Here is a 25,891-nt window from a genome sequence, read left to right on the forward strand (position 1 = left end):
ACCCGGTCTCAGCGCGCCAGCGCCACCGTCACCATCCGGCCGCGCTGCTTCTCGACGACGAGCTCGCCTGCGCCGCCCAGCTCCCGGGCGGCCAGGATCGCGGCCGCCTCGGCGACGGAGCCGGTCCCGGTCAGGCGCCGGACGACGGCGGACGGGTTCGGGACGTCCACTGCGTCGAGCTCCGCGGTCGTGAACACCAGGAGCTTGCGGCCCGCGGCGACCGCGTCGATCGCCGGTTCGCCGAGGCGGCGGTCGATCGTGGCGACCGCGTCGAACTCGAGGTCGCCGACCGCCGCCGCGAGGTACGCCACGGGCGTTCCCGGCTCGACGCCCACACCGAGGACGATCACGGCGGGCCGACCAGTCCCGCGACGAAACGGCGCACCGCCTGCGGCCGGCCGGCGGGATGGGTGTGCAGGTAGGAGGCGTGGACGTTGCCCTGCACGAAGCCCTCGGTCGTGTCGTTCCAGGCCCAGGCCGGGGTCGCCCCGGCGCGCGGCGTGGTGACGGTGCGGTGGAACTCGTGCCCGGTCGCGATCTCCCCCCGCGCCGCGACCGGCGAGTCGACGAGCGCCGTCGCGGTCCGGTAGCCCAGGGTCAGCCGCGGGCCCATCGCCGCCTCGGCGTCGAGCACCCCGCACATCGGCGCCCCGTCGAGCGACCGGCCGAGGTAGAGCAGGCCGCCGCACTCCGCGTGGACCGCGCCACCCGCCGTCGCGAACGCGTGCACCGCGGAGCGCAGCGCGACGTTCGCCGACAGCGCCTCGAGGTGCTCCTCGGGGAACCCACCCGGCAGCACGAGGCCGGCCGTGCGCTCGGGCAGCGCCTCGTCGCGCAGCGGGTCCACGACGACGACCTCTCCCCCGGCGGCCTGCAGCAGCTCCGCGTGCTCCGGGTAGCCGAACGTGAACGCGGGACCACCGGCGACGGCGACGACGCGGCGGGCCCGGCGGTCGGTGGGGGCGACCTCGAGCACCGGGTCCCAGGGCTCGACGGGGGTCGCGGGCGCCCGGCGGGCGAGCCGCTCGACGGCGTCGAGGTCGACGTGGGCGGCGACCAGCGCGGTCATGGCGTCGACGGCCGCGCGCGCGTCGGCACCGTGCTCGGCCGCCGTGATCAGCCCGAGGTGCCGCGACGGCACCGCGAGTTCGGCGCGGCGCGGGACGACACCGAGCACCGGCACCCCGACCTCCGCGCACGCCACCCGCAGCGCGTCCGCGTGTCGCTCGGTGCCGACCCGGTTGAGGATCACGCCGGCCGGCGCCACCCGCGGGTCGAACGCGCGGAACCCGTGCAGCAGCGCCGCGACCGACCGGTGCTGGCCGCGCGCGTCGACGACCAGCACGACGGGCGCGTCGAGCACGCGCGCGACGTGCGCGGTGGACCCGTCGTCGGGATGGATCCCCGGTGGCCGGGCGTCGGCGCCGCCACCGGGAGAGAGCCGCCCGTCGAACAGCCCCATCACGCCCTCGACGACGGCGAGCGCCGCCCCGGCCGCGCCGTGGGCCACGAGCGGGGCGAGGCGGTCGGCGCCGCAGAGCACCGGGTCGAGGTTGCGGCCGGGCCGTCCGGAGGCGAGCGCGTGGTAGCCGGGGTCGACGTAGTCCGGGCCGATCTTGAACGGCGCCGGGACCGTGCCGCGGGCCGCCAGCGCGCCCAGCAGCCCCGTCGTGATCGTGGTCTTCCCGCTGCCCGACGACGGGGCCGCGATCACCACGCGGGGCGGGAGGACAGCGCTCACGGCGTCACCACTCGATGCCCTTCTGACCCTTCTGACCGGCGTCCATCGGGTGCTTGATCTTCGTCATCTCCGTGACGAGGTCGGCCGCCTCGACCAGGGCCGGCGGCGCGTCCCGGCCGGTGATGACGACGTGCTGGAACCCGGGCCGGTCGGCCAGCACCGAGACCACCTCGCCCGTGTCGATCCACCCCCACTTCAGCGGGTAGGTGAACTCGTCGAGGACGTAGAAGTCGTGTGCGCCCGCCTCGAGCCGACGCCGGATCTCCGCCCACCCCTCGCGCGCGGCCTCGGCGTGGTCCTCCTCGGAGCCGGCCTTGCGGCTCCACGACCAGCCCTCGCCCATCTTGTGCCACTCCACCGACCCGCCCTGACCGGTCGACTCGTGCAGCTCGCCCAGCGCCGTCAGCGCGGTCTCCTCGCCGACGCGCCACTTCGCCGACTTCACGAACTGGAACACCGCGATCGAGTTGCCGGCCGTCCACTGGCGCAGCGCGAGCCCGAAGGCCGCCGTCGACTTGCCCTTGTTCACGCCCGTGTGCACCACGAGCAGCGGGCGCCGGCGGCGCTGGCGGGTGGTGAGCCCGTCGTCGGGAACGGTGGTGGGGACGCCCTGAGGCACGATTCCTCCTGGTCGGGGCTCAGCCGCCGACGGCGGTCCGGGCCACCGCCGCGACGTTCTCGCCGGTCAGTTCGTCGAGGGTCACGATCGCACCGGCGGCCGCCCCGGCGATCCGGCCCGCCAACCCGAGCCGGACGTGCCCGGACTCGCAGTCGACGACCACCGTGCTCATCGCCGCTCCCCCGCGCCCCGGTCCGGCCTCACGGGCCAGGCCGCGGGCGGCGTCGAGCGCGGCGTCGAGGGGCTTCGGGCCGCCGACGGTCGCGCGCCCGTCGGTCAGCAGGATCAGCAGACCGCGGCGCCGCGGGTCGCGCACCCGCTCCGCGCGGAGCACGCGTCGCGCGGTGCGCAGTCCCTCGGCCAGCGGGGTCCGGCCGCCCGTCCGCAGGTCCGCGAGGCGGGCGTGGGCGGTGTGCACGCTGGAGGTCGGAGGCAGGGCGACGGCCGCGCCCGTGCCGTGGAACGTCACCACCCCGACCTTGTCCCGCCGCTGGTAGGCGTCCCGCAGCAGCGCGTCGACCGCCCCGGTGACCGCCGACATCCGCTTGCGGGCGGCCATCGAGCCGGACGCGTCGACGCAGAACAGCACGAGGTTGCCCTCGCGGCCCTCGCGGTGCGCGTGCCGGAGATCGTCCGGTCCCGGCCGACCGCGCCGCCCGCTGCGGACGCTCGCGATCACCGTCGCCGGCACGTGCGGCGCCGGCCCCGAGTCGGGGGCCTCCGCGACCGCACGCACCGTCCGTCCCCGGCGCCCACGCGCCCGCGACCGCCGTCCCGGCACGCCCTCCCCGACCCCGCGCACCTCGAAGCGGCGGGTCCGCAGCCGGACCGGTCGTGGAGCGCCGACCGGCGACAGCGGAGCGTCGTTGCTGTCGTCCAGTGGCAGAGAATCCGCACCGTCGCTCCCGCTCCCCCGTCCCGACGCCGGGTCGGATCGGCTCGGGGACGCGGATGCGGCTTCCGCACCGTGTCCGTCGGACCCGGTGTCGCCACCAGCTGGTGCGCCCCCGGCGTCGCCCACCTCCGGAGCCGCCGCGGACCCGCCGTCCGGACCGGACCCGTCGTCGGGACCATCGGACTCCCCCGGACCGTCCGATCCCGGACCGCCGGGGCCGTCGTCGTCCGGACCCTCGTCGTCGGAGTCGGCGTCGTCCAGGTCCTGCACCGCCTGTTCGGCGGCCTCGAGCGCCTTCTCCAGTTCCTCGTCGGAGAGGTGCGGCTCGTCGAAGGGGTCGCGGCGGCGGCGGTGCGGCAGCGCGAGGCGGGCGGCGGCGCGGACGTCGTCGACGTCGACCGCGGCGGCCCCGCGCCACGCCGCGTGGGCGACCGCCGTGCGGGCCACGACGACGTCGGCGCGCATCCCGTCGACCTCGACGAACGCGCACACCGCCGAGATGCGGACCAGTTCCCGGTCGGTCAGGGCGACCGCGCCGAGCCGTGTCCGGGCCTCGCCGATCTGCGCGCGCAGCGCGTCCTCGTCGCCGGCGAAGCGCGCGGCGAAGCCGGCGGGGTCCGCGTCGTGGGCGAGCCGGCGCCGGACGACCTCGGTGCGCTCGGCGACCACGCGGGACGCCTCGACGCGGACGGTGAGGCCGAAGCGGTCGAGCAGCTGCGGGCGGAGCTCGCCCTCCTCGGGGTTCATCGTCCCGACGAGCAGGAACCGCGCCGGGTGCGTGAACGAGACGCCGTCGCGCTCGACGTGGGAGCGCCCGGAGGCGGCGGCGTCGAGCAGGAGGTCGACGAGGTGGTCGTGGAGCAGGTTGACCTCGTCGACGTAGAGCACGCCGCGGTGGGCGAGGGCGAGCAGGCCGGGCTGGACGGAGCCGCGACCGTGGGCGAGGACCTCCTGCAGGTCGAGCGACCCGATCAGCCGGTCCTCGGACGCGCCGACCGGCAGCTCGACCAGCCGGGCCGGGCGCCGCTCGACGGGCGTGTCGGCCGGGAACGGGCCGTCCGGGCTCTCCTCACCGGCGTCGACGTCCACCCCGAACCGGTCGCCGGCCCGCACCTCGACCTCGGGCAGCAGGGCCGCGAGAGCCCGCACGATCGTCGACTTCGCCGTCCCCTTCTGGCCGCGCACCAGCACCCCGCCGATCCCCGGGTCCACGGCGGACAGCAGGAGCGCGAGCCGCAGGTCCGGGTGGCCGACGACGGCCGAGAAGGGGAACGCCACGGGCGCCGACCCTATCCCGCGGCCGACGCCCACATCTCAGCGGTCGCTGAGATGTGCACCTCCGTCAGGCGGCCACCCCGTTGCCCGCGCGCTTGTCGGCCTGGAAGCCCTCCTCGTCCATCCCGCGGCGCCAGTAGCCGGAGATCGACAGCAGCTCCTTCGGCACGTCACGCTCGTCGCGCAGCAGTCCGCGCAGCGCCTTCATCGAACTCGTCTCGCCGTGCACGAACGCCTGGACCCGGCCCGCGGGCCAGTCCGCCGCCCGCACGACGTCGACCAGCGTCTCGCCGGCCTCGCGGTGCACCCAGCGGACCGTGAGGTCGCCGTCGCAGGTCAGAGGGAGTTCGTCGGCCGATCCGTCCACTTCGAGGAACACCCGCACCGTCGTCCGCGCCGGGACCCGCTCGCAGGCCGCCGCGATCGCCGGGAGCGCCGCCTCGTCGCCGATGAACACGTGGGCGTCGACGTCGTCCGCCGGCGCGTATGCCCCACCCGGCCCGAGCAGGATCAGCTCGTCACCGGGCTGCGCCGCGAGCGCCCACGGACCGGCGATACCCGTGTCGCCGTGCACGACGAAGTCGATCGTCATCTCCCCGGCGGCGTGGTCGAGTGCGCGCACCGTGTACGTCCGCGAGATCGGCCACTCCTCGCGCGGCCGCTCCGCCCGCACCGCCCCGACGTCGAGCGGCTCCTCGTAGACCACGCCCGGCCGCCGGAACGCGAGCTTCACGTACCGGTCGGTGAACCCGTTGTCCTCGATGCCCGCGAGCCCCGGCCCGCCCAGCACGACCCGCCGCAGGTGCGGGGTCAGCTGCTCGCTGCGCAGCACCTCGAGCCGATGTCCCGGTCCGCCCTTCGCCATGCCCTCACCCTTTCGTAGGTGAGGCTCACCTTACTTCCCGACGACGGGTGCGGTCACTCCCCTCGTTCGGCCGCGAGGGCGCGGGGGTGGACGAGCAGCCGGTCCACCCCGGCCCGACAGGCGGCGAGGAAGGCGCCGGCCCGGGCCGGAGCGGCCGGGTCGGCGGGGTCGCGGGCCGACAGGGGCGTGCGCGGCGTCCCGACCACCACCGGCACCCACGGCGGCAACGTCGCCAGGAGCGAGGTGGCCGCGCCCATGTCCGGGCCGAGCTCGTCGGCGGGCACCCGGACGTAGCCGAGCGCGTCCCCGGCCTCGACGATCAGCTCGGCAACCTCCTCGGGGTCGGCGACCGACGGCACGACGTCGAGCACGACCCCCGCCGTCGTCCCGGCGACCGCGGCGAGGGCGTCGCGTACGTCGCCGCCCGGCACCAGCACCGGGCGCACCCGGAACGACGCGGCCTGGACGGCGAGCCCCGCGAGGGCGTCCCCGGTGTCGACGCCGTCCACCGCCCGGACCGTGACGAACTGCGCCCCCAGCCGCGCCCCGAGGTCGAGGGTGCGCCGCCGCGGGTCGTCGGTCGCGTCGGTGCCGGGCTCGCCGAGGTCGATGCGGCCGACGTCGAGCGTGGTCACCCGGGTCACGAGCAGCACGTCCACGAGTGCGGCGAGCAGGGGCGTCCCGGCCCCGTGGCCCCACGCCCGCTCGGCCTCCGGCTCGGCGGCGACGTGCAGCCCGACCGCGTCGAGCCCACCCGCGCGGGCGGCGAGCACGCAGGCGACGGGGTCACCCGGGTCGAGGACCGAATGGTGCACGGCGACGCGGTTCACGGTCGTCATGATGTACTAGCCGGTGAGTCCAGTGCGAGGAGGGCCGCTGTGAGCACCGAGTCCCAACCGCGCCAGCGCGACGCCGAGCGCACCCGCGCGGAGATCCTCGACGTCGCCACCGCCGAGTTCGCCGAACGCGGCCTCGCGGGCGCGCGCGTGGACGAGATCGCGGCCCGCACCCGCACCACCAAGCGGATGCTCTACTACTACTTCGGCAGCAAGCAGGGCCTCTACCTCGCGGTCCTCGAGCGTGCCTACCTGGGCATCCGCTCCCTGGAGAGCCACCTCGAGGTCGACGAGCTCGCCCCGACCGCGGCCATCCGCGCGGTCTGCGACCTCACCTTCGACCACCACGAGGCGCACCCCGAGTTCATCCGCCTCGTGAGCATCGAGAACATCCACCACGCCGAGCACCTGCGCGCCTCGCCGATCCGGGAGGGCCTCTCCGGGCCCGCCCTCGCCGTGCTGGAGCGGATCCTCGCGCGGGGTCGCGACGCCGGGCTCTTCCGCGACGACGTGGACGCCCTCGACATCCACCTGCTGATCAGCTCGTTCTGCATCTTCCGCACGGCCAACCGGCACACCGTCGCCGCCATCTTCGACCGCGACATGCTCGACCCCGCGCAGCGCGACCACTACCGGCGGATGCTCTCCGACCTGGTCGTCGAGTACCTCACCGCGCACGTCGGGAGACCCTGACCACAGATCGTCCGGTGATCGGGCCCACGTCGACCCTTGACACCGCCGCTCCACGCAACTCACTATCTGGTACGTAACCAGACGGTACATAAGCACGATCCCGAGGAGCCCGACGATGTCCTCCGCACCCGCCGCGCCCGCCGGCGCGCAGCCCGCCCGGGCGGCCCTCGCCGCCTGGATCGGCAGCGCCCTGGAGTACTACGACTTCTTCATCTACGGCACGGCGGCGGCGCTCGTGTTCAGCAAGGTGTTCTTCCCGTCGTCGAGCCCGACCGCCGGCACGTTGCTCGCCCTCGCCACCTTCGGCGTCGGCTACGTCGCCCGGCCGCTCGGGGCCGTGGTGCTGGGCCACGTCGGCGACCGCGTCGGCCGTCGTCGCGTCCTCATCCTCACGCTGGTCATGATGGGCACGGCCACCTTCGCGATCGGCTGCCTGCCCGACTACGCCACCGTCGGCGCGCTGGGCCCGGTCCTGCTGGTCGTCTGCCGGCTGCTGCAGGGCTTCTCCGCGGGCGGGGAGCAGGCCGGTGCGAACTCGATGACCCTCGAGCACGCCCCCGACGACAAGCGGGCCTTCTTCTCCAGCTTCACCCTGGGCGGCACCCAGGGCGGCATGATCATCGCGACGTTCGTGTTCCTGCCGGTCGCCGCGATGCCCCAGGAGCAGCTCCTCAGCTGGGGCTGGCGCGTGCCGTTCTGGCTGTCGGTCGTCGTCGTGATCGCCGGGGTCGTCATCCGCCGCACCCTCTCCGAGACCCCGGTCTTCGAGGAGCAGCGCGCCCGGGGCCGTACCGAGGGCCTGCCGATCGTCGCGCTGCTGCGCGACCACTGGGCCGCCGTCCTGCGCGTCGTCCTCGGCGCGCTGGTCTCCTCGGTGAGCACCCTGGTCAGCGTCTGGGCGCTGTCGTACGCCACCAGCACCCAGGGCCTGGACAAGACCGTGATGCTGTGGGTCTCGATCGCCGCGAACGCCGTCGCCCTCGGCGCGATCCCGCTGTTCGCCCGGTACGCCGACCGCGTCGGCCGCAAGCCGGTGTTCGTCTTCGGCTGCGTGGCCAGCGCCGTCGTCCTGGCCTTCTACCTCTGGTCGATCTCGACGGCGAGCTACCCGCTGATCTTCGTGTTCGGGGTCCTGCTCTCCGGCGTCGTCTACAGCGCCGCGAACGGGGTCTGGCCCGCCTTCTACGGCGAGATGTTCCCGGCCCGGGTCCGGCTGACCGGCATGGCCGTCGGCACCCAGATCGGCTTCGCGGTCGGCGGGTTCGTCCCCACCATCGCCGAGTCGCTCGTCGGCAAGGGCGCGGGCGGCTGGGTGCCGGTCGCGATCCTCGGCGCCGGGCTCTGCGCGCTCGCCGCGATCGCCGGGCTCACGGCCCGCGAGACCGCCCACGTCCCCACCGCGGACCTCGACCGCGTCGCCGACCACGGCACCCCCGCGGTCCCCGCCGCCGTCTGACGCTCCCCCGTTCCCGACGGCGGGTCCGGTCACCTCGACCGGGCCCGCCGTCGTCGTGTGTGGAGGGCCGGGCTCGCGGTCAGGGCCGCTCCCGCGCCGAGGTGCACACCACGCGTCCCCGAGCACCCGCGGACCTGCCTGACGGCACCCTCGCCATGCGGCCGGCGAAGGGCGCGCACGGCCCGCTCCACCGAGCCGAGGGGCCCTTCGCTCGACACGGGACCGGCGCGTCGGCGTGCACCGGACACGCCGGTCAGCGTCCTAGCGTCGCGCCCGCCGGTGGGCCGCCATCCGCACCGGGGCGTCCGCGGCACCGAATCCGGAGTGCCCGCCGACCCGCTGCACGGCCTCGAGGAACACCCGCCCGCCGAGCACCGGCGTCACGACGTGGCGGTACTGCCCGCCGGAGCCGTCGACGTCGACCAGGACGCGGTGCGCGGCCAGGAGGTCGACGTCCGCCACCCCCCGCGCCGCGAGGTCCGCGTAGTAGTTCGGCCCGACGTCGAGCAGCTCCAGCCCCGCGGCCGCGGCGGCCCGCGCCACGGCGAGCACGTCGGGGACCGCGAACGCCACGCTCTGCGGCGCGGGCACACCGGGGGCCCAGCCACCGCGGCGCACCAGGGTCGAGGACAGCACCACCCGTACCGGGTCGGGTCCCGTCGAGGCGAACATCCGACCCCGGACCAGTCCGAAGGGCGCCACGATCTCGGTGGGCGCGCCGACCGGGGCCAGCCCGACGACCGTGCGCAGGAACAGCTCGGCCTCGGCGATCAGGTCGAACGGCGGGCTGAGCGCGACGTGGTCGATCCCGCTCACGCCGACCCCCGCCACGGCGCCGGTCACGAGGAAGTCCCCCGGCCAGAAGTCGTCGGCGGTCGGATCGGGCCGGTCGGGGCAGCAGAACAGCAGGGTGCCGTCGGGGGCGGCGACCGCGCGCAGCTCCGCCTCGTCCGCGGCGCGGGGCAGCGGCACGCGCGGGGCCAGCAGCTCGACCCCGTGCCGTGCCAGCGCCTCCGGGTCGGGCGTGCGCACCGCGAGCGCGGCGACGGCGGCCGGCGCCGACCCGGCGTCGGGAACGGGGGCCTCCTCGCGGACGACGACGCGCGCGCCGCCGGCCTCCCACAGCCCGACCGGCTTGGTGCGGTGCTCGCCGGTGCGGACGAGGCCGAACGCGGCCAGCGCGTCGGTGACCTCGGCGGAGGTCGCGGGGTCGACCACCAGCTCGACGAAGGCGGTCCCGTCCACTGCGGGCATGGTGCCCCCGGCGAGCGACTCCTCGAGTCCGAGCAGGGAGCGCCGGGCGTCCAGCGCGGCGGGCCCGGGGTCGGCCTGGCGGAAGACGTCGTTGAACACCTCGAGCGACCACGGGCCGTCGTAGCCGGCGGCGTCGAGGTGACCGACGAGGGCGGTGAGGTCGAAGTCGCCCTGCCCGGGGAAGAGCCGGTGGTGCCGGCTCCACGGCAGCACGTCCATGTCCAGGCGCGGGGCGTCGGCGAGCTGGCAGAAGAAGAGCTTGCCGGCCGGTACCGACCGCAGACCGGTGGGGTCGCCGTCGCGGGCGTAGAGGTGGAAGGAGTCCACGCAGAGGCCCAGCGCCGGATGGTCGGCGAGCGCGACGATCCGCCACGAGTGGTCCCACGTGTTCACGTGCCGACCCCACGCCAGTGCCTCGTAGGCGATCCGCAGTCCCCGGTCGGCGGCCCGGGCGGCGACCTCGGCGAGCTGCGCGGCGGCGAGCTCGTCGTCGTCGATCGCCCGGGGGTCGACCGAGGAACAGATCAGGGCCGTGGTGGTCCCGAGCCGCGCCATGACGTCGAAGGCGTGCTCGACCCGGCGCAGCGCGGCCGCGAACGCGTCGGGCGGGAGCGCCTCGACGTCACGGATCGGCTGATAGAGGTCGATCGCGAGCCCGAGGTCGGTGCAGCGGCGGGCGATGTCCTCGGGCGGTTCCGGCGAGCCGAGGAGGTCGGGCACGAAGAGCTCGACGCCGTCGAACCCGGCGGCGGCCGCGGCGGCCAGCTTGTCCTCGAGCAGGCCCGAGAGACAGGCGGTCGCGATGCCGTGCCGTCGACCTCCCACGTCAGGCCCCGGCGGCGACGAGCTCGGCGAAGTGGGCGAGCATCCGCCCGGCGTCGGGCTCGACGCCGGTGAAGTGCCGGAAGGCGTCGACGGCCTGGAAGACCGCCATGCCCCCGCCGTCGAGGACGCGGGCGCCCCGGGCGCGGGCCGCGGTGACGAGCGCGGTGGCGAGCGGGCGGTAGACGACGTCGGCCACCCACAGCCCGGGGTGCAGCGCGTCGGGGGCGACCGGGATCCCCGGGTGGGCCGCCATCCCCGTCGGCGTCGCGTGGACCAACCCGTCGACGCGGCGCAGCGTGTCCTCGACGTCCCCGGTCCCGACGACGGCCGTGGTCGCCCGGCCGGCCTCGCGGACGGCGGCGGCGAGGGCCTCCGCACGGGCGCGGTCGGCGTCGGCGACGAGGAGTTCACGGACCCCGACATCGGTCAGGGCGTGGGCGACCGCGGCCCCGGCACCGCCGGCGCCGAGCAGCAGCACCCGGTCGACCGGCACGCCGGGGAGGCCGCGCCGGAAGGAGCGGGCGAAGCCGGAGCGGTCGGTGTTGTGCCCGACGGCGCCGTCCGGCCCGAACACCACGGTGTTCACCGCGCCCAGCACGGCGGCGTCGGGGTCGATCCGGTCGAGGTGGGCGAGCACCGTCTGCTTGGCCGGGTGCGTGACGTTGAGCCCGGAGAAGCCGGTGAGGCGGGCGGCGTCGAGGACGCGGCCGACCTCGGCGGCACCGATGCCGAGCACGTCGAGGTCGAGCCGTCGATAGAGGTAGCGCATCCCCTGCGCGTCGCCCTCGCGCTCGTGCAGCGCGGGCGTCAGCGACGGGCCGATGCCCGTGCCCACCAGCCCGACGAGGTGGCTCGCGCGGTCGTCCCGGGCGGGGTCGGCGGCAGCGACGTCGGGCAGGGTCAGGGTCACCGGAACCTCCATGTACTAACTGGTGAGTTCAGGCTAGATCGCCCCGGCGGCCCGGTGCAAGTCCGGCAGGACCCGGCGTCGGGAACGGCGGGACGGACGGGGCACGACGAAGGGCGGACCGGCCTGCCCGCCGATCCGCCCTCGGTCCCCCGTCCGGTCTGCCCTCCGACCGGGATGTCCCTCTCCTACGACGCGATCTGCTTCTCGATCAGATCGGCGTTCGGACCGACCCGCGTGTAGTAGCCGGGCTTGCCGGCGCGGGCGCACCCGTCGCCGAAGCTCGTGATCCCGATGAGCTTGCCGCCCGCGACCAGGGGCCCGCCGGAGTCGCCCTGGCAGGTGTCCACGCCCCCGGCGTCGAAGCCCGCGCAGGTCAGGAGCGTCGGGTCGTAGGACGACGCGGACGACCGGCAGTAGGAGTCCTCGCGGATCGGGACCGTGGCCCCGAGCAGGTAGCGGGAGGCCGAGCCGTTCTCCGACGTCGCGCCCCAGCCGTAGATGCGGGCGGCGGTGCCGGCGCCGTAGAGCGCGGAGTCGGCGGCCGTCGCCAGCGGCAGCGTGGGGGTGGTGACCGCCTGGGCGAGCGTCAGGACGGACACGTCGAGCCCGGAGCCGACCGACTGGAAGGTGGGGCTGATCCAGACCCGTGACACCGCCACCGAGCGGCCGGTCCTCGAGTCCTTGTCGTCCCGCCCGACCACGGCGAGGATCTTCCGGTCCGGCGCCGACGCCGTGCAGTGCGCGGCCGTGACCACCTTCGTCGGCGCGACGAGGGTGCCGCCGCAGAACTGGAAGCCCGACGAGTCGGTGAGGTAGACGACCCACGGCTCGTCGGCCGTGCTGGTGCGTTCGCCGCCCACGATCCGCGCCTGCGCCACCCCGTCGCCGCCGGTGCCCCCCGGGTCGTCGCCGGTGCTCCCCGTCGTCACCGCCGAGCTCCGTCCGCCGAACCCCACCAGCCCCACCGCCACGACCGCGAGCACCACCACGGCCGTCGAGGCGCACAGGACCGCCCGCCGCACCAGCGGCCCCCGCGGCGTCCGGGTCACCTCGACACGGTGCCGACCGTGCGTTCGCTCCCGCATCCCGCCTCCGCTCACGTACTGCAGTTCCGCCGCCCCCTCGCGGGGCCCGTCCGGCGTACCGCTCACCGTCCGTCGGAGCAGAGGTGACCAGAGACCGGCGGTGGTCAACAAGTCGGCGAGCGGGAGTTCGCCCCGCCGAGCGACGACGAACGGTCGATTTCGGACGGTAAACGACACCGGCGAGTGAGGAGACGGCGATGAACGGTCAATGAGGACCGCTCACCGGGGACAACCGTGATCATCACGCAGCGTCGTCGAGACCGAGGAGACACCGTTCACCGCCGGACGGACGAGCCGCACCCGGCGGGGCTCAATAGAGTGGGGCACGTGCCCCACCACGACCTCGTGATCATCGGCTCGGGATCGGGCAACTCGATCCTCGACTCGCGCTTCGACGACCTCGACGTGGCGATCGTCGAGCACGGCGTGTTCGGCGGGACGTGCCTCAACGTCGGCTGCATCCCGACGAAGATGTACGTCTACGCCTCGGACGTCGCCGAGACGATCCGCCGCGCGAGCACGTACGGCGTCGACGCGAGCATCGACAAGGTGCGCTGGCCGGACATCCGCGACCGCGTGTTCGGGCGCATCGACCCCATCTCCGCGGGCGGTCTGCGCTACCGCGACCAGGAGTGCTCCAACATCACCGTGTACCAGGGGCACGCGGTGTTCACGGGCGACCGGGAACTCTCGATCACCCCGACGGCGGGCGGCGACGGCGAGACCGTCACCGCCGACCGCATCGTCATCGCCGCCGGCTCGCGGCCGACCGCGCCCGCGGTGATCGCGGACTCCGGGGTCCCGTTCCACACCTCCGACGACGTCATGCGCCTGCCGGAGCTCCCCCGCCGCCTGACGATCGTCGGCGGCGGCTACATCGCCTGCGAGTTCGCCCACGTGTTCTCGGCGCTGGGCACCGAGGTCACGATCGTGACCCGCGGGCCGGCCCTGCTGCGCGAGCAGGACGAGCTGGTCTCCGAGCGCTTCACCCGCCTCGCCCAGGAGCGGTGGAACGTCTACCTGGACGCCGAGCCGACCGCCGCCGAGCAGCGCGCCGACGGCACGATCGTGCTCACCTGCCCCGACGGCGGCGAGATCGAGGGCGACGCCCTCCTCGTGGCCACCGGCCGCAGGCCCAACGGGGACCGGCTCGACGTCGAGAAGACCGGCCTGCAGCTCACCACCGACGGCCGCGTCGAGGTCGACCAGTACCAGCGCACCCCGGTCGAGGGCATCTACGCGCTCGGCGACGTCAGCTCGCCCTACCAGCTCAAGCACGTCGCGAACCACGAGGCGAAGGTGGTGCAGCACAACCTGCTGCACCCCGACGCGCCCCGCGCCACGAGCCACCGGTTCGTCCCGTCGGCCGTGTTCACCGACCCGCAGGTCGCGAGCGTCGGCGCCCGCGAGCAGGACCTGCGCCGCGACGGCACCCCGTACGTCTCGAAGGTGCAGGCTTACGGCGACGTCGCCTTCGGCTGGGCGATGGAGGACTCCACCGGCTTCGCCAAGGTGCTCGCCTCCCCGTCGGGCGAGCTCCTCGGCGCCCACTTCATGGGACCGCAGGCGTCCTCGTTGATCCAGGTGCTCGTCCAGGCCATGGTGTTCGGCCAGACCGCGCAGGAGGTCGCCACCGGGCAGTACTGGATCCACCCGGCACTGCCCGAACTGATCGAGAACGCACTGCTGGGGCTCCCACTGTCGTCGTGACGACGTCGAGCGAGCGCCAGAACCGGCCGAGGAGCTGGGCGGTCCGCACCGGGTAGCGGGCCGGCCACCAGTGGCCGACACCCTCGAGGACCGCGACCTGCGCCCCGGCGCGGGCCGCGGCCGCCCGGCGCTGCGCGAGGGTGCCGGCGACGGGGTCGCCGGTGGCCACGACGGCGAGGCCGGGTCGCAGCGCGGCCCGCTCCAGCCCCTGCCCCGCGCGCGCCATGACCGGCTGGGCGGCCGCCCGGTACAGCGCGAGGATCGCGTGGGCCAACGACGGGTCGTAGCCGTCGACGATGCGCTCGGCGACCGCCCGGGGCATGCCCCGGCCCGTCAGGCGCGCCGTCCACGCCGGCCGGTCCGCGAGCCCGGCGACCTGCCGCTCCCCCGCGCCCGGCGTCTGCCAGGTCACCGCGAGGTCGTGCCAGACGTAGTCGGGCTGGTAGAGCGCGAGCGCGTCGCTCACCCAGCTCCGCACCAGGTCCGGACGGTCCATCGCCACCCGGACGACGTGGGCCCCGCCCCAGTCGTGCCCGACCAGGTCGACCGGCCCGTCGAACCGTTCCAGGTGCCCCACCAGCCAGTCCCGGTAGCCGTCCGGGGAGACGTCGAACCCGCCGGGCAGGGGCGCGCCGAACCCGGGCGGGGACAGGAGCACGACGTCCTCGCGCCCGATCGCGGCGAGCAGGCCCTCCCAGACCGCCGCCGTCATGGGGTTGCCGTGCACGAACACCGCGGTCATCTCGGCCTCACTTACTTGTCGACTAACACGCAAGTTAGCACGATACGATCCGCCCGTGGAACGGAGAACGCAGCGGGAGCGGCGCGAGACGACCGAGCGCGCGTTGCTGACCGCGACCGCCGACCTCGTGGTCGAGTCCGGCCTCGGGTCGGTGACGCTCGCGGAGGTCGGGCGGCGTGCGGGCTACAGCCGCGGCATCGTCACGCATCACTTCGGCTCGAAGCAGGCCCTCGTCGAGGCGCTCGTGTCGGCGAGCCAGGCCGGCTTCGTCCCGGGGCTCGACGAGATGGATCCCGGCCTCGGCCGGTTCCTCGCCCTGGTCGAGCGCTACCTCGGCGCCGTCGGCGGGATCGGGTCGCTCTCGCGGGCGTTCCTCGTGCTGTGGGCGGAGTCGGTCGCCTCGGCCGAGCTCGGCCCGGTGTTCCGCGAGCGCGACGCGCTGTTCCGGGCCGACATCGCCGCCGACCTGGAGGCGGGGCGGGCCGCCGGGGACGTCCGCGCGGACGTCGAGCCCGCGATCGTCGCGGCGATCGTGGTGGCCGAGCTGCGCGGCCTCGCCCTGCAGTACCTGGTGGCGCCGGACTCGATCGACCCCGGGGCGGCCGGCCGGGCGCTGCGCGCGCACTGGCAGGCCGCCCTCGGCGCCTAGCCCTGCGAGCGGGCCGCGGTGGTGTGCTCGCGCAGCGTGTGCAGGGCCTCGATCCGGGTCGCCTTGAGCACGTCCGGCGGATCGCCCGGGAACTGCTTCACCCAGGCGTCGGTGCGGCCGTGGTCGCTGACCGCGAACCAGACCGTGCCGGGCGGCTGGTCGTCCTGCGGGTCGGGCCCGCCCGCGCCGCTCACGGCGACGACCACGTCCGCGCCGAACATCTCGGCGGCGTTCTCCGCCATGGCCCGGACGGCCGGCTCGGCGACGACCGGCCCGTCGGGCACCTTGAGGACCCCGTGCTTGGTGGTGCGGTCGTAGGCGACGACGCCTCCCCGGAACCACTCGCTCGATCCCGGGGCGGCCGCCAGGTCGCTGGAGACCAGGCCACCCGTCAACGACTCCACCACCGCGATCCGGCGTCCGTCCCGGCTCGCGCCGTCCGAGATCTCCTGCGCGAGCTGTTCGGGCTCCACGTCGAGGGGCTCGTCCACCGAAGTACCTCCCGGTCCTCGTCCACGATGACGACGCCGGCGGATGACCGGACCACCCGGTCGCCGAAACGGCTCCTCACAACCCGCAGGTCGCGCCCGCCGTCCGCGCGACGTGGTCGAAGAACGTGTCGCGGTCGTGCACCACGTTCTCGTACTGCCCGAACAGCTCGAAGCCGACCGTCCCGAAGAGCTGGGTGAAGGCCGCCATCGCGGCCGGGGCGAGCTCGGCGGTCAGGCCCGGCAGGAGATCGGGCGCCAGGGCGTTCCGGACGGCGGGTGGGGGCGCGGCCACCGGTCCCCCGGCCTCGATCGCGATGCGGGCGAGCACGATCGCCACCCGGCCGGCGGCGGGCAACGTGTCCTGCGGCGCCGCGTACCCGGGCACCGGCGAGCCGTAGATCAGCGCGTACTGCGCCGGGTGCTCCCGCGCCCACGCGCGCACCGCCCGCCACACCGACACCCACCGCTCGAGCGGCTCGCCGCCGTGGTCCGCCGCCTCCGCCGCCTCTCCCACGGCGTCGTAGGCCTCGATGATCAGCGCCGTGAGCAGGTCGTCGCGGCTCGGGAAGTAGCGGTAGACCGCCGAGGACACCATCCCGACCTCACGGGTCACCGCCCGCAGTGACAGCGCCGCGGCGCCGACCTCGGCGAGCTGCGCGCGGGCGGCCGCGAGGATCCGCTCGGTCGTCTCGGCGCGCTGCTCCTGGCGGGTGGTCATGGCACCAGCATTTCAGAGAGCACTGCTCTTGACAGCAGGACCCACAACAGAGAGCATTGCTCTCGCAGGAACGAGAGCAGTGCTCACACAAGGGAGACCGGCCATGACCACCCACTACCAGCAGCCCGGCATCATCACGCGGCGCGTCATGAACCCGCTGGTCAGCTTCTTCACCCGCCGGGGCCTCTCCCTCGCCGGGTCCGCCGTCCTCGGGGTGCGCGGACGGTCCAGCGGCGAGGTGCGGACGACGCCCGTCAACCCGCTCCCGCTCGACGGCCGCCGCTACCTGGTGGCCGCCCGGGGACAGACGCAGTGGGTCCGCAACATCCGCGTCGCGGGCGAGGCGGAGCTGACCGTCGGGCGCCGGACCGAGCGCATCGTCGTCCGCGAGCTGACCGCGCCCGCCGAGATCGTGCCGGTGCTGCGCGCCTACCTGAAGGTCTGGGCCTGGGAGGTCGGGGCGTTCTTCGACGGGGTGTCGGCCGACTCGTCCGACGCCGACCTGGCCGCGATCGCCCCGCGTCACCCCGTGTTCGTGATCCTCGACTGACTCCGGGCGCGCCCGCCCGGCGGCGGCGCTAGCGTGCGCCGGATGAGCGAGCGCGAGCACGACGTCGTCCTCTACGGCGCCACCAGCTTCGTCGGGGCCCTGACCGCCGACTACCTGGCCCGGCACGCCCCGACCGGGACCCGGATCGCGCTGGCCGGCCGGTCCCGGTCGAAGCTCGAGGCCGTCCGTGCGGGGCTCCCGGCCCCGGGGAGCGACTGGCCGCTGATCGTCGCCGACTCGACCGACCGCGCGGCCCTCGACGCCATGGTGGCGTCGACGACGGCGATCGCGTCGACGGTCGGCCCCTACGCCAAGTTCGGGCTCCCCCTCGTCGAGGCGGCCGCCGCGGCCGGAACGCACTACGCCGACCTCACCGGGGAGGTCACCTTCGCCCGCGAGGCGATCGACGCCACCGACGCCGTCGCGCAGCGGACCGGGGCCCGCATCGTGCACTCCTGCGGATACGACTCCGTCCCGTCCGACCTCGGTGTCCTGCTGCTGCACTCGCAGGTCCAGGCCGACGGCGAGGGCGACCTGACCGACGTCACCGCCGTCGCCCGGGTCCGCGGCGGCGTCTCCGGCGGGACGATCGACTCGATGCGGGGCATCGCCGACGAGGTGAAGGCCGACCGCTCGACGGTGAAGCTGCTGCGCGACCCGTACGGCCTGTCCCCCGACCGCGACGCCGAGCCGGACACCCGCCAGCCCAGCGACAACCCGGCGCCGCACCGCCTCCCCGACGGGAAGTGGGCGGCCCCGTTCGTCATGGCGTCCTACAACACCCGCATCGTGCGCCGCTCCAACGCGATCGCCGGCTACTCCTACGGCAAGGGCCTGCGCTACGGAGAGGTCATGGCCACGGGCGCCGGCCCCGTCGGAGCGGTCACGGCGGGCGCGGTGACGGCGGGTCTCGGCGCGATGCTCGCCGGGTTCGCGACGCCGGGTGCGCGCCAGCTGCTCGACCGGGTCCTCCCCAAGCCGGGCGAGGGCCCGTCGGAGGAGACGCGCCGCAAGGGCTTCTTCCGCCACGACCTCGACGCCGTCACGACGACGGGTGCGCACTACACCGCGCGCGTCTCCGGCTCCGGCGACCCCGGGTACGCGGCCACCGCGGTGATGCTCGGCGAGTCGGTGCTCTGCCTCGCCCTCGACGGCGACCGGCTGCCCTCGCGCGCCGGCTCGCTCACGCCCGCGACCGCGATGGGGCCGGCCCTCGTCGAGCGCCTGCGCACCGCGGGGCACGTGTACGAGGCCTCGCGCGCGGCATGAGCGACGCACACGGGCACGGCCACGGGCACGGGCACGGGCACGACGACGGGCACGCCGGCGACATGGCGGAGGTCCTCGACCTCGACGCCGACGTGTTCGCCGAGCACCTGGCCGACCTCGCCGCCTGGCTGCCGGTGCGCGACACCCCGCGCGAGATCGTCGACCTCGGCGCCGGTACCGGCGTCGGCACGTTCGCCCTGCTCGACCGCTTCCCCGGGGCGCACGTGACGGCGCTCGACTCCTCCGCGGCGCACCTGCGGCGGCTGCAGGAGAAGGCCGACGACGCCGGGCTGGCCGGGCAGGTCGACGTGCTGCCCTGCGACCTCGACGGTGCCGGGGTCCCCCTCGGGACGCCGGACCTCGTGTGGGCGTCGGCCTCGCTGCACCACCTGGCGGACCCGGAGGGCATGCTGCGCCGCCTGGGCACCGCGCTCGCGCCTGGCGGCCTGATCGTCGTCGTCGAGATCGACGGCTTCCCGCGCTTCCTGCCCGACGACGCGCCCGCGGACCGGCCCGGGCTGGAGGCGCGCGCCCACGTGGTGGCGGACCGTCTCGCGGCCGAGCGGATGCCGCACCGGGGAGCGGACTTCGCCCCGCTGATCGAGGCCGCCGGGCTCCGGATCGAGGCGCAGCGCACCGACACGCTGACGGTCGACGGGTCGCACTCGGCGGCGGTCGGCCGCTACGCGCTGGCGGGGCTGCAGCGGCTGCGTGACGGCGTCGCCGACGGGCTGGAGCCCGAGGACCTCGGGGCGCTGGACCGGCTCGTCGACCCGGACGGGCCGGGCAGCATCCTCCGGCGGGACGACCTGATGGTGCGGACGACCCGCCCGGTCTGGGCCGTCCGGCCCACCGTGCGCGATTGAGACGGACACGATCGGGGCACGCTCCTCCGTGTCGACCGGTCGTGTGCCGCACGACCCGGTCCGCCCCGACTTCCCCGAGGAAAGGACGAGCGTGAGCGAGCAGCAGACCGTCACCAAGACCGTGGACGCCAGCCCGGAGCAGATCTTCGACCTGCTCTCCCGCCCGGAGCGCCACACCGAGTTCGACGGTGCGGGCATGCTCCAGGGCCTCGACTCGGGCCCGGACAAGGTCTCGAAGTCGGGCGACGAGTTCGTCATGAACATGACGAACGACGCCCTGGGCCCTTACCAGATGAAGAACGAGGTCACCTCGTTCGAGGAGAACCGCGAGATCGGCTGGGCGCCCACCATCCACCCGATCGACGGGTACACCGACAAGCTGGGCGACGTGAAGGCGACCGGCCACACCTGGACCTGGAAGCTCGAGCCCGCCGGCTCCGGCACCCAGGTCACGCAGGTCTACGACTGGTCGGGCGTGCAGGACGAGAACTTCAAGGGCTTCTTCCCGATGGTCACCGAGGAGCAGATGACCGAGACCATCGACAAGGTCGCGAACGCCGCGAAGTAGTCGTTCAGGGAGCGCCGGCCGGGGGCACGATCCGCAGCCCGGCTGGGGCCCCGCCCTCGATCAGCCGCCGCAGCGCCGCCGTGTCGAGGTGACACTCCACGAGGTCGGCGAGCAGGTCGAGCTGGGCGGTGCGTGCCGCCGTGAACGACGTCGTCGGCGAGACCCGGAAGTCCCGGCCGGTCGCCGCCGCCACCCGCGTCAGCACCCGCCGTCGGAAACCGTCGTTCTCCAGCAACCCGTGCCAGTGCGTTCCCCAGAGGTTCCCGACGTCGAGCCCTTCCGGGGCTCCGTCGGCCGTCGTCACCAGGGGCGCGCCGCCGTCGCGCAGCTCGCGCCCGTGGTGGATCTCGTAGCCGCCGACCTCCTCGCCGAGCGCCGTCCCGCGCGGGGTGCCGAGGTGCTTGTCGCGGTCGAAGACGACGTCGAACGCACCCAGCCCGAGGCCCTCGTGGCGGCCGGGGGCGGCCTCGACGCCGTGCGGGTCGTCGATGCTGCGGGCGAGCATCTGGTAACCACCGCAGATCCCGAGCAGCGGGCGGCCGGCGTGGGCGTGGGCGAGCACGGCGTCCGCGAGCCCGGACGACCGCAGCCAGGCGAGGTCCGAGACGGTCGTCTTCGAGCCGGGCAGGACGACGAGGTCGGCGCCGACGAGCTCGGACGGGGCGGTCACGTAGCGGACCGAGACCCCGGGCTCGGCGGCCAGCGCGTCGACGTCGGTGCCGTTCGAGACGCGCGGGAACCGCACCACCGCGACCCGCAGCCAGTCCCGGCCGAGCGGCGCGGCGGGCCGGCCGACGGCGCCGTCGTGGCCGAGGGAGTCCTCCGCGTCGACCCACAGGTCGGGCGCGTACGGGATCACGCCGAGCGTGGGTCGGCCGGTGAGCCGTTCCAGCTGCGCCAGCCCCGGCTCGAGCAGGGCGGGGTCGCCGCGGAACTTGTTGACGACGAAGCCGCTCACCAGCGCCTGGTCGCCGGGTTCGAGGACGGCGAGCGTGCCGAAGAGGTGGGCCAGCACGCCGCCGCGGTCGATGTCGCCGACCACGATCGTCGGGAGCTCCCCCGCGCGGGCGAGCCCCATGTTGGCGATGTCGGTGGCCCGCAGGTTGATCTCGGCCGGCGACCCGGCGCCCTCGCAGATGACGACGTCGTGCTCGGCCCGCAGCCGCGCGAGACCCGCCGTCACGATCTCGAGGAGGGCCGGCTTGCGCTCGCGGTAGGACAACGCGCTCACAGTGCCGTCCACGCGGCCGTGGACGACGACCTGACTGGTGCGGTCCGACCCGGGCTTCAGCAGCACCGGGTTGAAGGCGACGCTCGGGGCGAGGCCGCACGCGGCCGCCTGGAGCGCCTGCGCGCGGCCGATCTCGCCCCCGTCGAGGGTGACGACGGAGTTGTTGCTCATGTTCTGCGCCTTGAACGGGGCGACGTCGACACCCTGCCGGGCGAGCCAGCGGCAGATCCCCGCGACGAGGACGCTCTTGCCCGCGTCGCTGGTGGTCCCCGCGACGAGGAGGGCGCCCTGCACGATCCGAGCGTAGGAGGCGGAGATCGTCGGCGGGACGCCCACCCGCCGTCGGGAGGAGCGCGCCGTCAGGCCCGGACGCCCGCGCGGCCGAGCCCGGCGAGGAACGTCGCGACGGCGTCGCCGTCGCGGTCGTCCACCAGGGCGCGTTCCGCGGCGGCGACGTCGGGGGCGATCCGGCCGTGCAGGGCGCGGCCCCGGGCGCTCAGCGACACCCGGACCCGGCGGCGGTCGGCGGGGTCGACGCCCCGGTAGACCAGGCCGAGGCTCGCGAGGCGGTCGACGACGCGGGTGAGCGTGGAGTCGTTCAGCCCGGTCCCGGCGACGAGCTCGCCCATCGCGAGGTCGCCCCGGTCGGCGAGGGACGCCAGCACCAGCCACTGCGGCAGCGCCAGACCCGCGGCCGCGGTGATCTCCTCGACCCGGGCGGCGACCCGGGCGAGGACCTGGTGGAGGGCGACCGTCAGCGACCCGGCGTCGAGATCCCCGTCCATCGAGCCTCCTCGCCCGTCGCTCCCCCGTGAGAATATCCCGGCGGGTGCCATGCCGGGTCACCCGACGGCCTGCTGGAGGGCCCATGGGCGCGAACACCGCGGAGGCGGTCTGGCGGGTGGCCATGGTGCTGCCGCTGCGCGGTCCCGCGGGCCTGTTCGCGCCCTCGTGCGAGGCGGTGATCCGGCTCGCCGTCGACGAGATCAACGCCCGCGGCGGCATCCGCGGGCGCCGGGTGGTGAGCGAGGTCGTCGACGGCGGGCGGGCGCCGACGGCGGTCGCGGCGGACGTCGGCGCCCGGGTCACGCGGGGCACGGTCGACGCGGTGAGCGGCTGGCACATCTCGTCGGTCCGCCGGGCGCTGGTGCCCGCCGTGACCGGCCGCGTGCCCTACGCCTACCCGTCGCTCTACGAGGGCGGCGAGACGCGGCCGGGCGTGTTCTGCAGCGGGGAGACCCCGGACCAGCAGATCGCCCCGGCGCTGCGGTGGCTGCGCGACGAGCTCGGGGCGCGCCGCTGGTACGTCGTCGGCGACGACTACGTCTGGCCCCGCGTCTCCGCCCGCGCCGTGCACGGCTTCGCCCGCGAGCTGGGCCTCGACGTGGTCGGGCAGTCCTTCACCCCGCTCGGCGCGGGGCGGGTCGGCCGGCTGGTCGACCGGGTCGAACGGGCCGCGTGCGACGGCGTGCTCATGCTGCTGGTGGGGCAGGACGCCGTGGAGTTCAACCGGGAGTTCGCCCGCCGGGGCCTCGCCGACCGGCTGGTGCGCTTCAGCCCGTTGATGGAGGAGAACATGCTCCTCGCCAGCGGCGCCGAGGCGACGGAGAACCTGTTCGTCGCCTCCTCCTACTTCCGGTCCCTCACGACGACGGGCGCCCTCGACCTGCTGTCCGGCTACCTGCACGCGCACGGCCCGGACGCCCCGGCGCTGAGCAGCGCGGCGGAGAGCTGCTACGAGGGGCTGCGCACCCTGGCCGCGCTCGCCGAGCGCGCAGCGGACGACCGCCTCGACGCCTGGGACGCCGTCGTCGACGGCACGGCCTGGGAGGGACCCCGCGGCACCGTGGAGTTCCGGGGACGCCAGGCGCGCCAGCCCGTGCACCTTGCCGTCGCCGACGGCCTCGACTTCGATGTGATCACCGCCCTGCCCGCCGTCTCCCCTTGACGCGCCCACCCCGACGGTATTCCCATATGAGAACAAGTCGTCGATGGGGAGGCCACCGTGTCCGACACCGTGTTCCGCGTGGACCAGTCGAAGTCGATGCGGGAGCAGGAGGTCCCGGGCCACAACCGCTGGCACCCCGACATCCCCGCGGCCGCCTCGGTGCGGCCGGGCGACGTGTTCCGGATCGAGTGCAAGGACTGGACCGACGGTCAGGTCCGCAACGACGACTCCGCGAACGACATCCGCGACATGGTCCTCGACCACAACCACATGCTCTCCGGGCCGATCGAGATCGAGGGCGCCGAGCCCGGCGACCTGCTCGTCGTCGACTACCTCGACCTCGGGCCCGCGCACGGCGGCGCCCCGGCCGTCGGCCCCGAGGCCGGCCAGGGCTGGGGCTACACCGGCATCTTCGCGAAGAGCAACGGCGGCGGGTTCCTCACCGACCACTTCCCCGACCCCGGCAAGGCCATCTGGGACTTCCAGGGCAAGTACGCCACGTCGCGGCACCTGCCCGGCGTCCGGATCGCCTCCAACGTGCACGCCGGACTCGCCGGCTGCGCCCCCTCGCACGAGCTGCTCACCGAGTGGAACCGTCGGGAGCAGGCGCTGATCGACACGGACCCGGACCGGGTGCCGCCCCTCGCGCTGCCGCCGCTGCCCGAGCACGCCCTGCTCGGCACGATGGCCGGCGGCGACGTCGAGCGGGCCGCGGCGGAGGCCGCGCGGACCGTGCCGCCCCGCGAGCACGGCGGCAACGTCGACATCAAGAACCTCTCGATCGGCTCCCGCGTCCTCTACCCGGTCTACGTGCCGGGCGCGAAGTTCTCCATCGGCGACCTGCACTTCGCCCAGGGCGACGGCGAGATCAGCTTCTGCGGTGCGGTGGAGATGGGCGGCTACGTCGACGTCCACGTCGACCTCATCAAGGACGGCGTCGCGAAGTACAAGGCGACGACGCCGATCTTCCAGCCCGGTCGCCACGAGCCCCGCTACGACGACTTCGTCTCGTTCATCGGCATCTCGGTCGACGAGGCGGGCGACCAGCACTACATGAACGCCACGATCGCCTACCGCCGCGCCTGCCTGCAGGCCATCGACTACCTGACCCAGTTCGGCTACACCGGCGAGCAGGCCTACCTCATCCTGTGCGCGGCGCCGATCGAGGGCCGGGTCAGCGGCATCGTCGACATCCCGAACGCCTGCTGCTCCCTCTACGTGCCGACCGGGATCTTCGACGTCGACATCCGCCCCGGCAAGGACGGACCCACCCGGGTCGACCGTGGCCAGTGCGCGACGGCGAGCTGAGGAGACCCCGATGCCCGCCCCGACCGACTTCGAGGTGTTCGACCTCGGCGACGTGGTCCTCCAGCACGGTGCGACGCTGCGGGACGCCCGCCTCGCGTACCAGACGTACGGCACGCTCAACGCCGACCGCAGCAACGCGATCGTCTACCCCACCTGGTACTCCGGCCGGCACACCGACAACGAGTGGTTGATCGGCACGGACAAGGCGCTGAACCCCGACGAGTGGTTCATCATCGTGCCAAACATGCTGGGCAACGGGCTGTCGTCCTCCCCGAGCAACACCCCGCCGCCGTACGACCGCGCCCGGTTCCCGCACGTGACGTTCCACGACCAGGTCGAGTGCCAGTACCGCCTCGTCACCGAGCACTTCGGGATCGAGACGCTGCCGCTGGTGACGGGCTGGTCGATGGGCGCGGGCCAGACCTACCAGTGGGCGGTGAGCCACCCCGAGATGGTGCAACGGGCGGTGCCGTTCTGCGGCTCGAGCGTCACCGCGCCGCACAACCGCGTCTTCCTCGAGTCGATCTCCGCCGCGCTCCGGGCCGACGCCGCCTTCGCCGGCGGCTGGTACCCCGACGACGCGTGGCCGACGACGGGTCTGCGGGCCTTCGCGCGGGTCTACGCCGGGTGGGGCTTCTCGCAGGCGTTCTACTGGCAGGAGGAGTGGCGCAAGGTCGGGTTCTCCTCCCTCGAGGACTTCCTGATCGGTTTCTGGGAGGCGTTCTTCCTCGACGAGCGCGACCCGAACAACCTGCTCGCCATGGCGTGGACCTGGTTCCACGGCGACGTCGGGCAGACGCCCGGGTTCGGCGGCGACACCGTCGCCGCGCTGAACTCGATCCGCTGCCCCCTGCTCGCGATGCCGGCCGAGAAGGACCTGTACTTCCCGCCCGAGGACGAGCAGTGGGCCTCCCAGCACATCCCCGACGGCGAGGTCCGCGTCATCCCGGGGGTGTGGGGCCACTTCGCGGGCGGCGGGATGAACCCCGACGACACCGCCTTCATCGACCAGGGCATCCGCGACATGCTCGCCCGGGAGGTGTGACCCGGTCGATCACCGCGACGGCCCGTCCCCCTCGGCGTGCCACGGGACGACCCCGATGAGCACGTCGGGCAGGTCGGCCACGTCGTACTCGAGGCGCCGCCAGAAGGCCTGCTCCTGCGCCGCGGCCGCCGTGGCGTAGGGGCCGAAGCAGTCGCCGTGGCCGGTCGCGGGGTCGATCACCAGGATCATGTAGCCGTCCGGGTCGGACGTCCCGTCCTCGCCGCACGCCCGCGGGGTCTCCTCGGTGAACATGACCGCCTCCATCTCGTCGCCGGCCGGGTCTCGTGCCCGCGCCGTTCTGGGATCAGGCTCGTCCCGGGCGCGGCCGCGCGGTGTCCGCCG

General features: G+C 74.7%; 25 protein-coding genes and 1 pseudogene. 11 read left to right on the plus strand and 15 right to left on the minus strand.

What is annotated here, in order from left to right; all coding sequences use genetic code 11:
- Positions 1-8: 8 nt before the first annotated feature.
- The 6 genes from A3CO_RS0123605 to A3CO_RS0123630 all read right to left on the minus strand — a co-directional run bounded on the left by A3CO_RS0123605 (position 9) and on the right by A3CO_RS0123630 (position 6,225).
- Positions 9-350, minus strand: a complete 342-nt coding sequence (locus tag A3CO_RS0123605; RefSeq protein WP_018334726.1) for a cobalamin biosynthesis protein — start codon at positions 348-350, stop codon at positions 9-11.
- Complete coding sequence (locus tag A3CO_RS0123610) at positions 347-1,741, minus strand: cobyrinic acid a,c-diamide synthase CobB (protein WP_026204929.1); 1,395 nt, start codon at positions 1,739-1,741, stop codon at positions 347-349. Before A3CO_RS0123610 ends, A3CO_RS0123605 begins: the two co-directional genes overlap by 4 nt.
- A 4-nt stretch (positions 1,742-1,745) precedes the next feature.
- A complete protein-coding gene (gene cobO, locus A3CO_RS0123615) occupies positions 1,746-2,360 on the minus strand; it encodes a cob(I)yrinic acid a,c-diamide adenosyltransferase (protein WP_018334728.1) in 615 nt (204 codons plus the stop codon).
- Positions 2,361-2,379: 19 nt separating this feature from the next.
- Complete coding sequence (locus A3CO_RS0123620; RefSeq protein WP_018334729.1) at positions 2,380-4,533, minus strand: VWA domain-containing protein; 2,154 nt, start codon at positions 4,531-4,533, stop codon at positions 2,380-2,382.
- A 64-nt stretch (positions 4,534-4,597) separates the two neighbouring features.
- Positions 4,598-5,395: a siderophore-interacting protein gene (locus A3CO_RS0123625; protein ID WP_018334730.1), complete on the minus strand. Its 798-nt coding sequence runs from the start codon at positions 5,393-5,395 to the stop codon at positions 4,598-4,600.
- Positions 5,396-5,448: 53 nt separating this feature from the next.
- Entirely contained in the window at positions 5,449-6,225 is a 777-nt protein-coding gene (locus tag A3CO_RS0123630; RefSeq protein ID WP_026204930.1) for a hypothetical protein, read from the minus strand.
- 48 nt (positions 6,226-6,273) lie between these two features.
- On the opposite strand from A3CO_RS0123630, the gene A3CO_RS0123635 reads away from it, so the two are divergent.
- Together A3CO_RS0123635 and A3CO_RS0123640 are read left to right on the plus strand one after the other, a co-directional pair.
- Positions 6,274-6,924 (plus strand): TetR/AcrR family transcriptional regulator, encoded by a 651-nt coding sequence (locus tag A3CO_RS0123635; protein WP_018334732.1) that lies wholly within the window; start codon positions 6,274-6,276, stop codon positions 6,922-6,924.
- A 115-nt stretch (positions 6,925-7,039) separates the two neighbouring features.
- Positions 7,040-8,380: an MFS transporter gene (locus A3CO_RS0123640; RefSeq protein WP_018334733.1), complete on the plus strand. Its 1,341-nt coding sequence runs from the start codon at positions 7,040-7,042 to the stop codon at positions 8,378-8,380.
- Between the two features lie 261 nt (positions 8,381-8,641).
- Here the strand turns inward: A3CO_RS0123640 and A3CO_RS0123645 are convergent, their stop codons facing one another.
- The 3 genes from A3CO_RS0123645 to A3CO_RS0123655 all read right to left on the minus strand — a co-directional run bounded on the left by A3CO_RS0123645 (position 8,642) and on the right by A3CO_RS0123655 (position 12,418).
- A complete protein-coding gene (locus A3CO_RS0123645; RefSeq protein WP_018334734.1) occupies positions 8,642-10,459 on the minus strand; it encodes a sugar phosphate isomerase/epimerase and 4-hydroxyphenylpyruvate domain-containing protein in 1,818 nt (605 codons plus the stop codon).
- 1 nt (position 10,460) lies between these two features.
- Positions 10,461-11,369, minus strand: a complete 909-nt coding sequence (locus A3CO_RS0123650) for a shikimate dehydrogenase (RefSeq protein ID WP_018334735.1) — start codon at positions 11,367-11,369, stop codon at positions 10,461-10,463.
- 185 nt (positions 11,370-11,554) lie between these two features.
- Positions 11,555-12,418 (minus strand): S1 family peptidase, encoded by an 864-nt coding sequence (locus A3CO_RS0123655; protein ID WP_018334736.1) that lies wholly within the window; start codon positions 12,416-12,418, stop codon positions 11,555-11,557.
- 363 nt (positions 12,419-12,781) lie between these two features.
- Between A3CO_RS0123655 and A3CO_RS0123660 the strand changes: the two genes are divergently transcribed.
- Positions 12,782-14,164 carry a mycothione reductase gene (locus tag A3CO_RS0123660; RefSeq protein WP_026204932.1) on the plus strand — a complete coding sequence of 461 codons (1,383 nt, stop codon included), beginning with the start codon at positions 12,782-12,784 and terminating at the stop codon, positions 14,162-14,164.
- 46 nt (positions 14,165-14,210) lie between these two features.
- Here A3CO_RS0123660 and A3CO_RS37235 read toward each other — a convergent pair.
- Positions 14,211-14,906, minus strand: a pseudogene (locus A3CO_RS37235) (alpha/beta fold hydrolase); the annotation flags it as partial.
- A gap of 55 nt (positions 14,907-14,961) precedes the next feature.
- Between A3CO_RS37235 and A3CO_RS0123665 the strand changes: the two are divergent.
- Complete coding sequence (locus tag A3CO_RS0123665) at positions 14,962-15,555, plus strand: TetR/AcrR family transcriptional regulator (protein WP_018334738.1); 594 nt, start codon at positions 14,962-14,964, stop codon at positions 15,553-15,555.
- Here the strand turns inward: A3CO_RS0123665 and A3CO_RS0123670 are convergent.
- Positions 15,552-16,046, minus strand: coding sequence for a CinA family protein (locus A3CO_RS0123670; protein WP_018334739.1), 495 nt, complete (start codon positions 16,044-16,046; stop codon positions 15,552-15,554). The two genes, A3CO_RS0123665 and A3CO_RS0123670, sit on opposite strands and share 4 nt — an antisense overlap.
- Positions 16,047-16,122: 76 nt before the next feature.
- A complete protein-coding gene (locus tag A3CO_RS0123675) occupies positions 16,123-16,764 on the minus strand; it encodes a TetR/AcrR family transcriptional regulator (RefSeq protein WP_018334740.1) in 642 nt (213 codons plus the stop codon).
- A gap of 103 nt (positions 16,765-16,867) precedes the next feature.
- On the opposite strand from A3CO_RS0123675, the gene A3CO_RS0123680 reads away from it, so the two are divergent.
- The 4 genes from A3CO_RS0123680 (at position 16,868) to A3CO_RS0123695 (ending at position 20,017) form a co-directional block, all read left to right on the plus strand.
- A complete protein-coding gene (locus tag A3CO_RS0123680) occupies positions 16,868-17,314 on the plus strand; it encodes a nitroreductase/quinone reductase family protein (protein WP_018334741.1) in 447 nt (148 codons plus the stop codon).
- Positions 17,315-17,356: 42 nt separating this feature from the next.
- A complete protein-coding gene (locus tag A3CO_RS0123685) occupies positions 17,357-18,583 on the plus strand; it encodes a saccharopine dehydrogenase family protein (protein WP_018334742.1) in 1,227 nt (408 codons plus the stop codon).
- The gene (locus A3CO_RS0123690) at positions 18,580-19,449 is read left to right on the plus strand and encodes a class I SAM-dependent methyltransferase (protein WP_018334743.1); all 870 of its coding nucleotides are present in this window, start codon (positions 18,580-18,582) and stop codon (positions 19,447-19,449) included. The genes A3CO_RS0123685 and A3CO_RS0123690 overlap by 4 nt, the downstream gene beginning before the upstream one ends.
- A 91-nt stretch (positions 19,450-19,540) precedes the next feature.
- Entirely contained in the window at positions 19,541-20,017 is a 477-nt protein-coding gene (locus tag A3CO_RS0123695; RefSeq protein ID WP_026204934.1) for an SRPBCC family protein, read from the plus strand.
- A 4-nt stretch (positions 20,018-20,021) separates the two neighbouring features.
- Here the strand turns inward: A3CO_RS0123695 and A3CO_RS0123700 are convergent, their stop codons facing one another.
- Both A3CO_RS0123700 and A3CO_RS0123705 read right to left on the minus strand, forming a co-directional pair.
- Positions 20,022-21,542: a cobyric acid synthase gene (locus A3CO_RS0123700; protein WP_033414936.1), complete on the minus strand. Its 1,521-nt coding sequence runs from the start codon at positions 21,540-21,542 to the stop codon at positions 20,022-20,024.
- A gap of 65 nt (positions 21,543-21,607) precedes the next feature.
- Positions 21,608-22,033: a MarR family winged helix-turn-helix transcriptional regulator gene (locus A3CO_RS0123705; protein ID WP_018334746.1), complete on the minus strand. Its 426-nt coding sequence runs from the start codon at positions 22,031-22,033 to the stop codon at positions 21,608-21,610.
- 83 nt (positions 22,034-22,116) lie between these two features.
- On the opposite strand from A3CO_RS0123705, the gene A3CO_RS0123710 reads away from it, so the two are divergent.
- From A3CO_RS0123710 to A3CO_RS0123720, 3 genes are read left to right on the plus strand one after another with little or no spacing between them, the layout of a single operon-like run.
- Entirely contained in the window at positions 22,117-23,196 is a 1,080-nt protein-coding gene (locus A3CO_RS0123710; RefSeq protein WP_018334747.1) for a substrate-binding domain-containing protein, read from the plus strand.
- Positions 23,197-23,253: 57 nt separating this feature from the next.
- Complete coding sequence (gene fmdA, locus A3CO_RS0123715) at positions 23,254-24,504, plus strand: formamidase (protein ID WP_018334748.1); 1,251 nt, start codon at positions 23,254-23,256, stop codon at positions 24,502-24,504.
- 10 nt (positions 24,505-24,514) lie between these two features.
- A complete protein-coding gene (locus A3CO_RS0123720) occupies positions 24,515-25,549 on the plus strand; it encodes an alpha/beta fold hydrolase (protein WP_018334749.1) in 1,035 nt (344 codons plus the stop codon).
- Positions 25,550-25,558: 9 nt separating this feature from the next.
- On the opposite strand, the gene A3CO_RS34025 is transcribed toward A3CO_RS0123720, so the two are convergent.
- Positions 25,559-25,801 (minus strand): hypothetical protein, encoded by a 243-nt coding sequence (locus A3CO_RS34025; RefSeq protein WP_157647812.1) that lies wholly within the window; start codon positions 25,799-25,801, stop codon positions 25,559-25,561.
- Between the last annotated feature and the right edge of the window lie 90 nt (positions 25,802-25,891).

This window comes from Actinomycetospora chiangmaiensis DSM 45062, from assembly GCF_000379625.1.
In the GTDB taxonomy this organism is placed as follows: Bacteria; Actinomycetota; Actinomycetes; order Mycobacteriales; family Pseudonocardiaceae; genus Actinomycetospora; species Actinomycetospora chiangmaiensis.

What these genes read in the sequence shown, in the direction of transcription:
- A3CO_RS0123690 (WP_018334743.1), top strand. Translation starts at nt 18,580, where the DNA reads ATGAGCGACGCACACGGGCACGGCCACGGGCACGGGCACGGGCACGAC.
- A3CO_RS0123680 (WP_018334741.1), top strand. Translation starts at nt 16,868, where the DNA reads ATGACCACCCACTACCAGCAGCCCGGCATCATCACGCGGCGCGTCATG.
- A3CO_RS0123710 (WP_018334747.1), top strand. Translation starts at nt 22,117, where the DNA reads ATGGGCGCGAACACCGCGGAGGCGGTCTGGCGGGTGGCCATGGTGCTG.
- A3CO_RS0123675 (WP_018334740.1), bottom strand. Translation starts at nt 16,764, where the DNA reads ATGACCACCCGCCAGGAGCAGCGCGCCGAGACGACCGAGCGGATCCTC.
- A3CO_RS0123640 (WP_018334733.1), top strand. Translation starts at nt 7,040, where the DNA reads ATGTCCTCCGCACCCGCCGCGCCCGCCGGCGCGCAGCCCGCCCGGGCG.
- A3CO_RS0123720 (WP_018334749.1), top strand. Translation starts at nt 24,515, where the DNA reads ATGCCCGCCCCGACCGACTTCGAGGTGTTCGACCTCGGCGACGTGGTC.
- A3CO_RS0123685 (WP_018334742.1), top strand. Translation starts at nt 17,357, where the DNA reads ATGAGCGAGCGCGAGCACGACGTCGTCCTCTACGGCGCCACCAGCTTC.
- A3CO_RS0123705 (WP_018334746.1), bottom strand. Translation starts at nt 22,033, where the DNA reads ATGGACGGGGATCTCGACGCCGGGTCGCTGACGGTCGCCCTCCACCAG.
- A3CO_RS0123625 (WP_018334730.1), bottom strand. Translation starts at nt 5,395, where the DNA reads ATGGCGAAGGGCGGACCGGGACATCGGCTCGAGGTGCTGCGCAGCGAG.
- A3CO_RS34025 (WP_157647812.1), bottom strand. Translation starts at nt 25,801, where the DNA reads ATGTTCACCGAGGAGACCCCGCGGGCGTGCGGCGAGGACGGGACGTCC.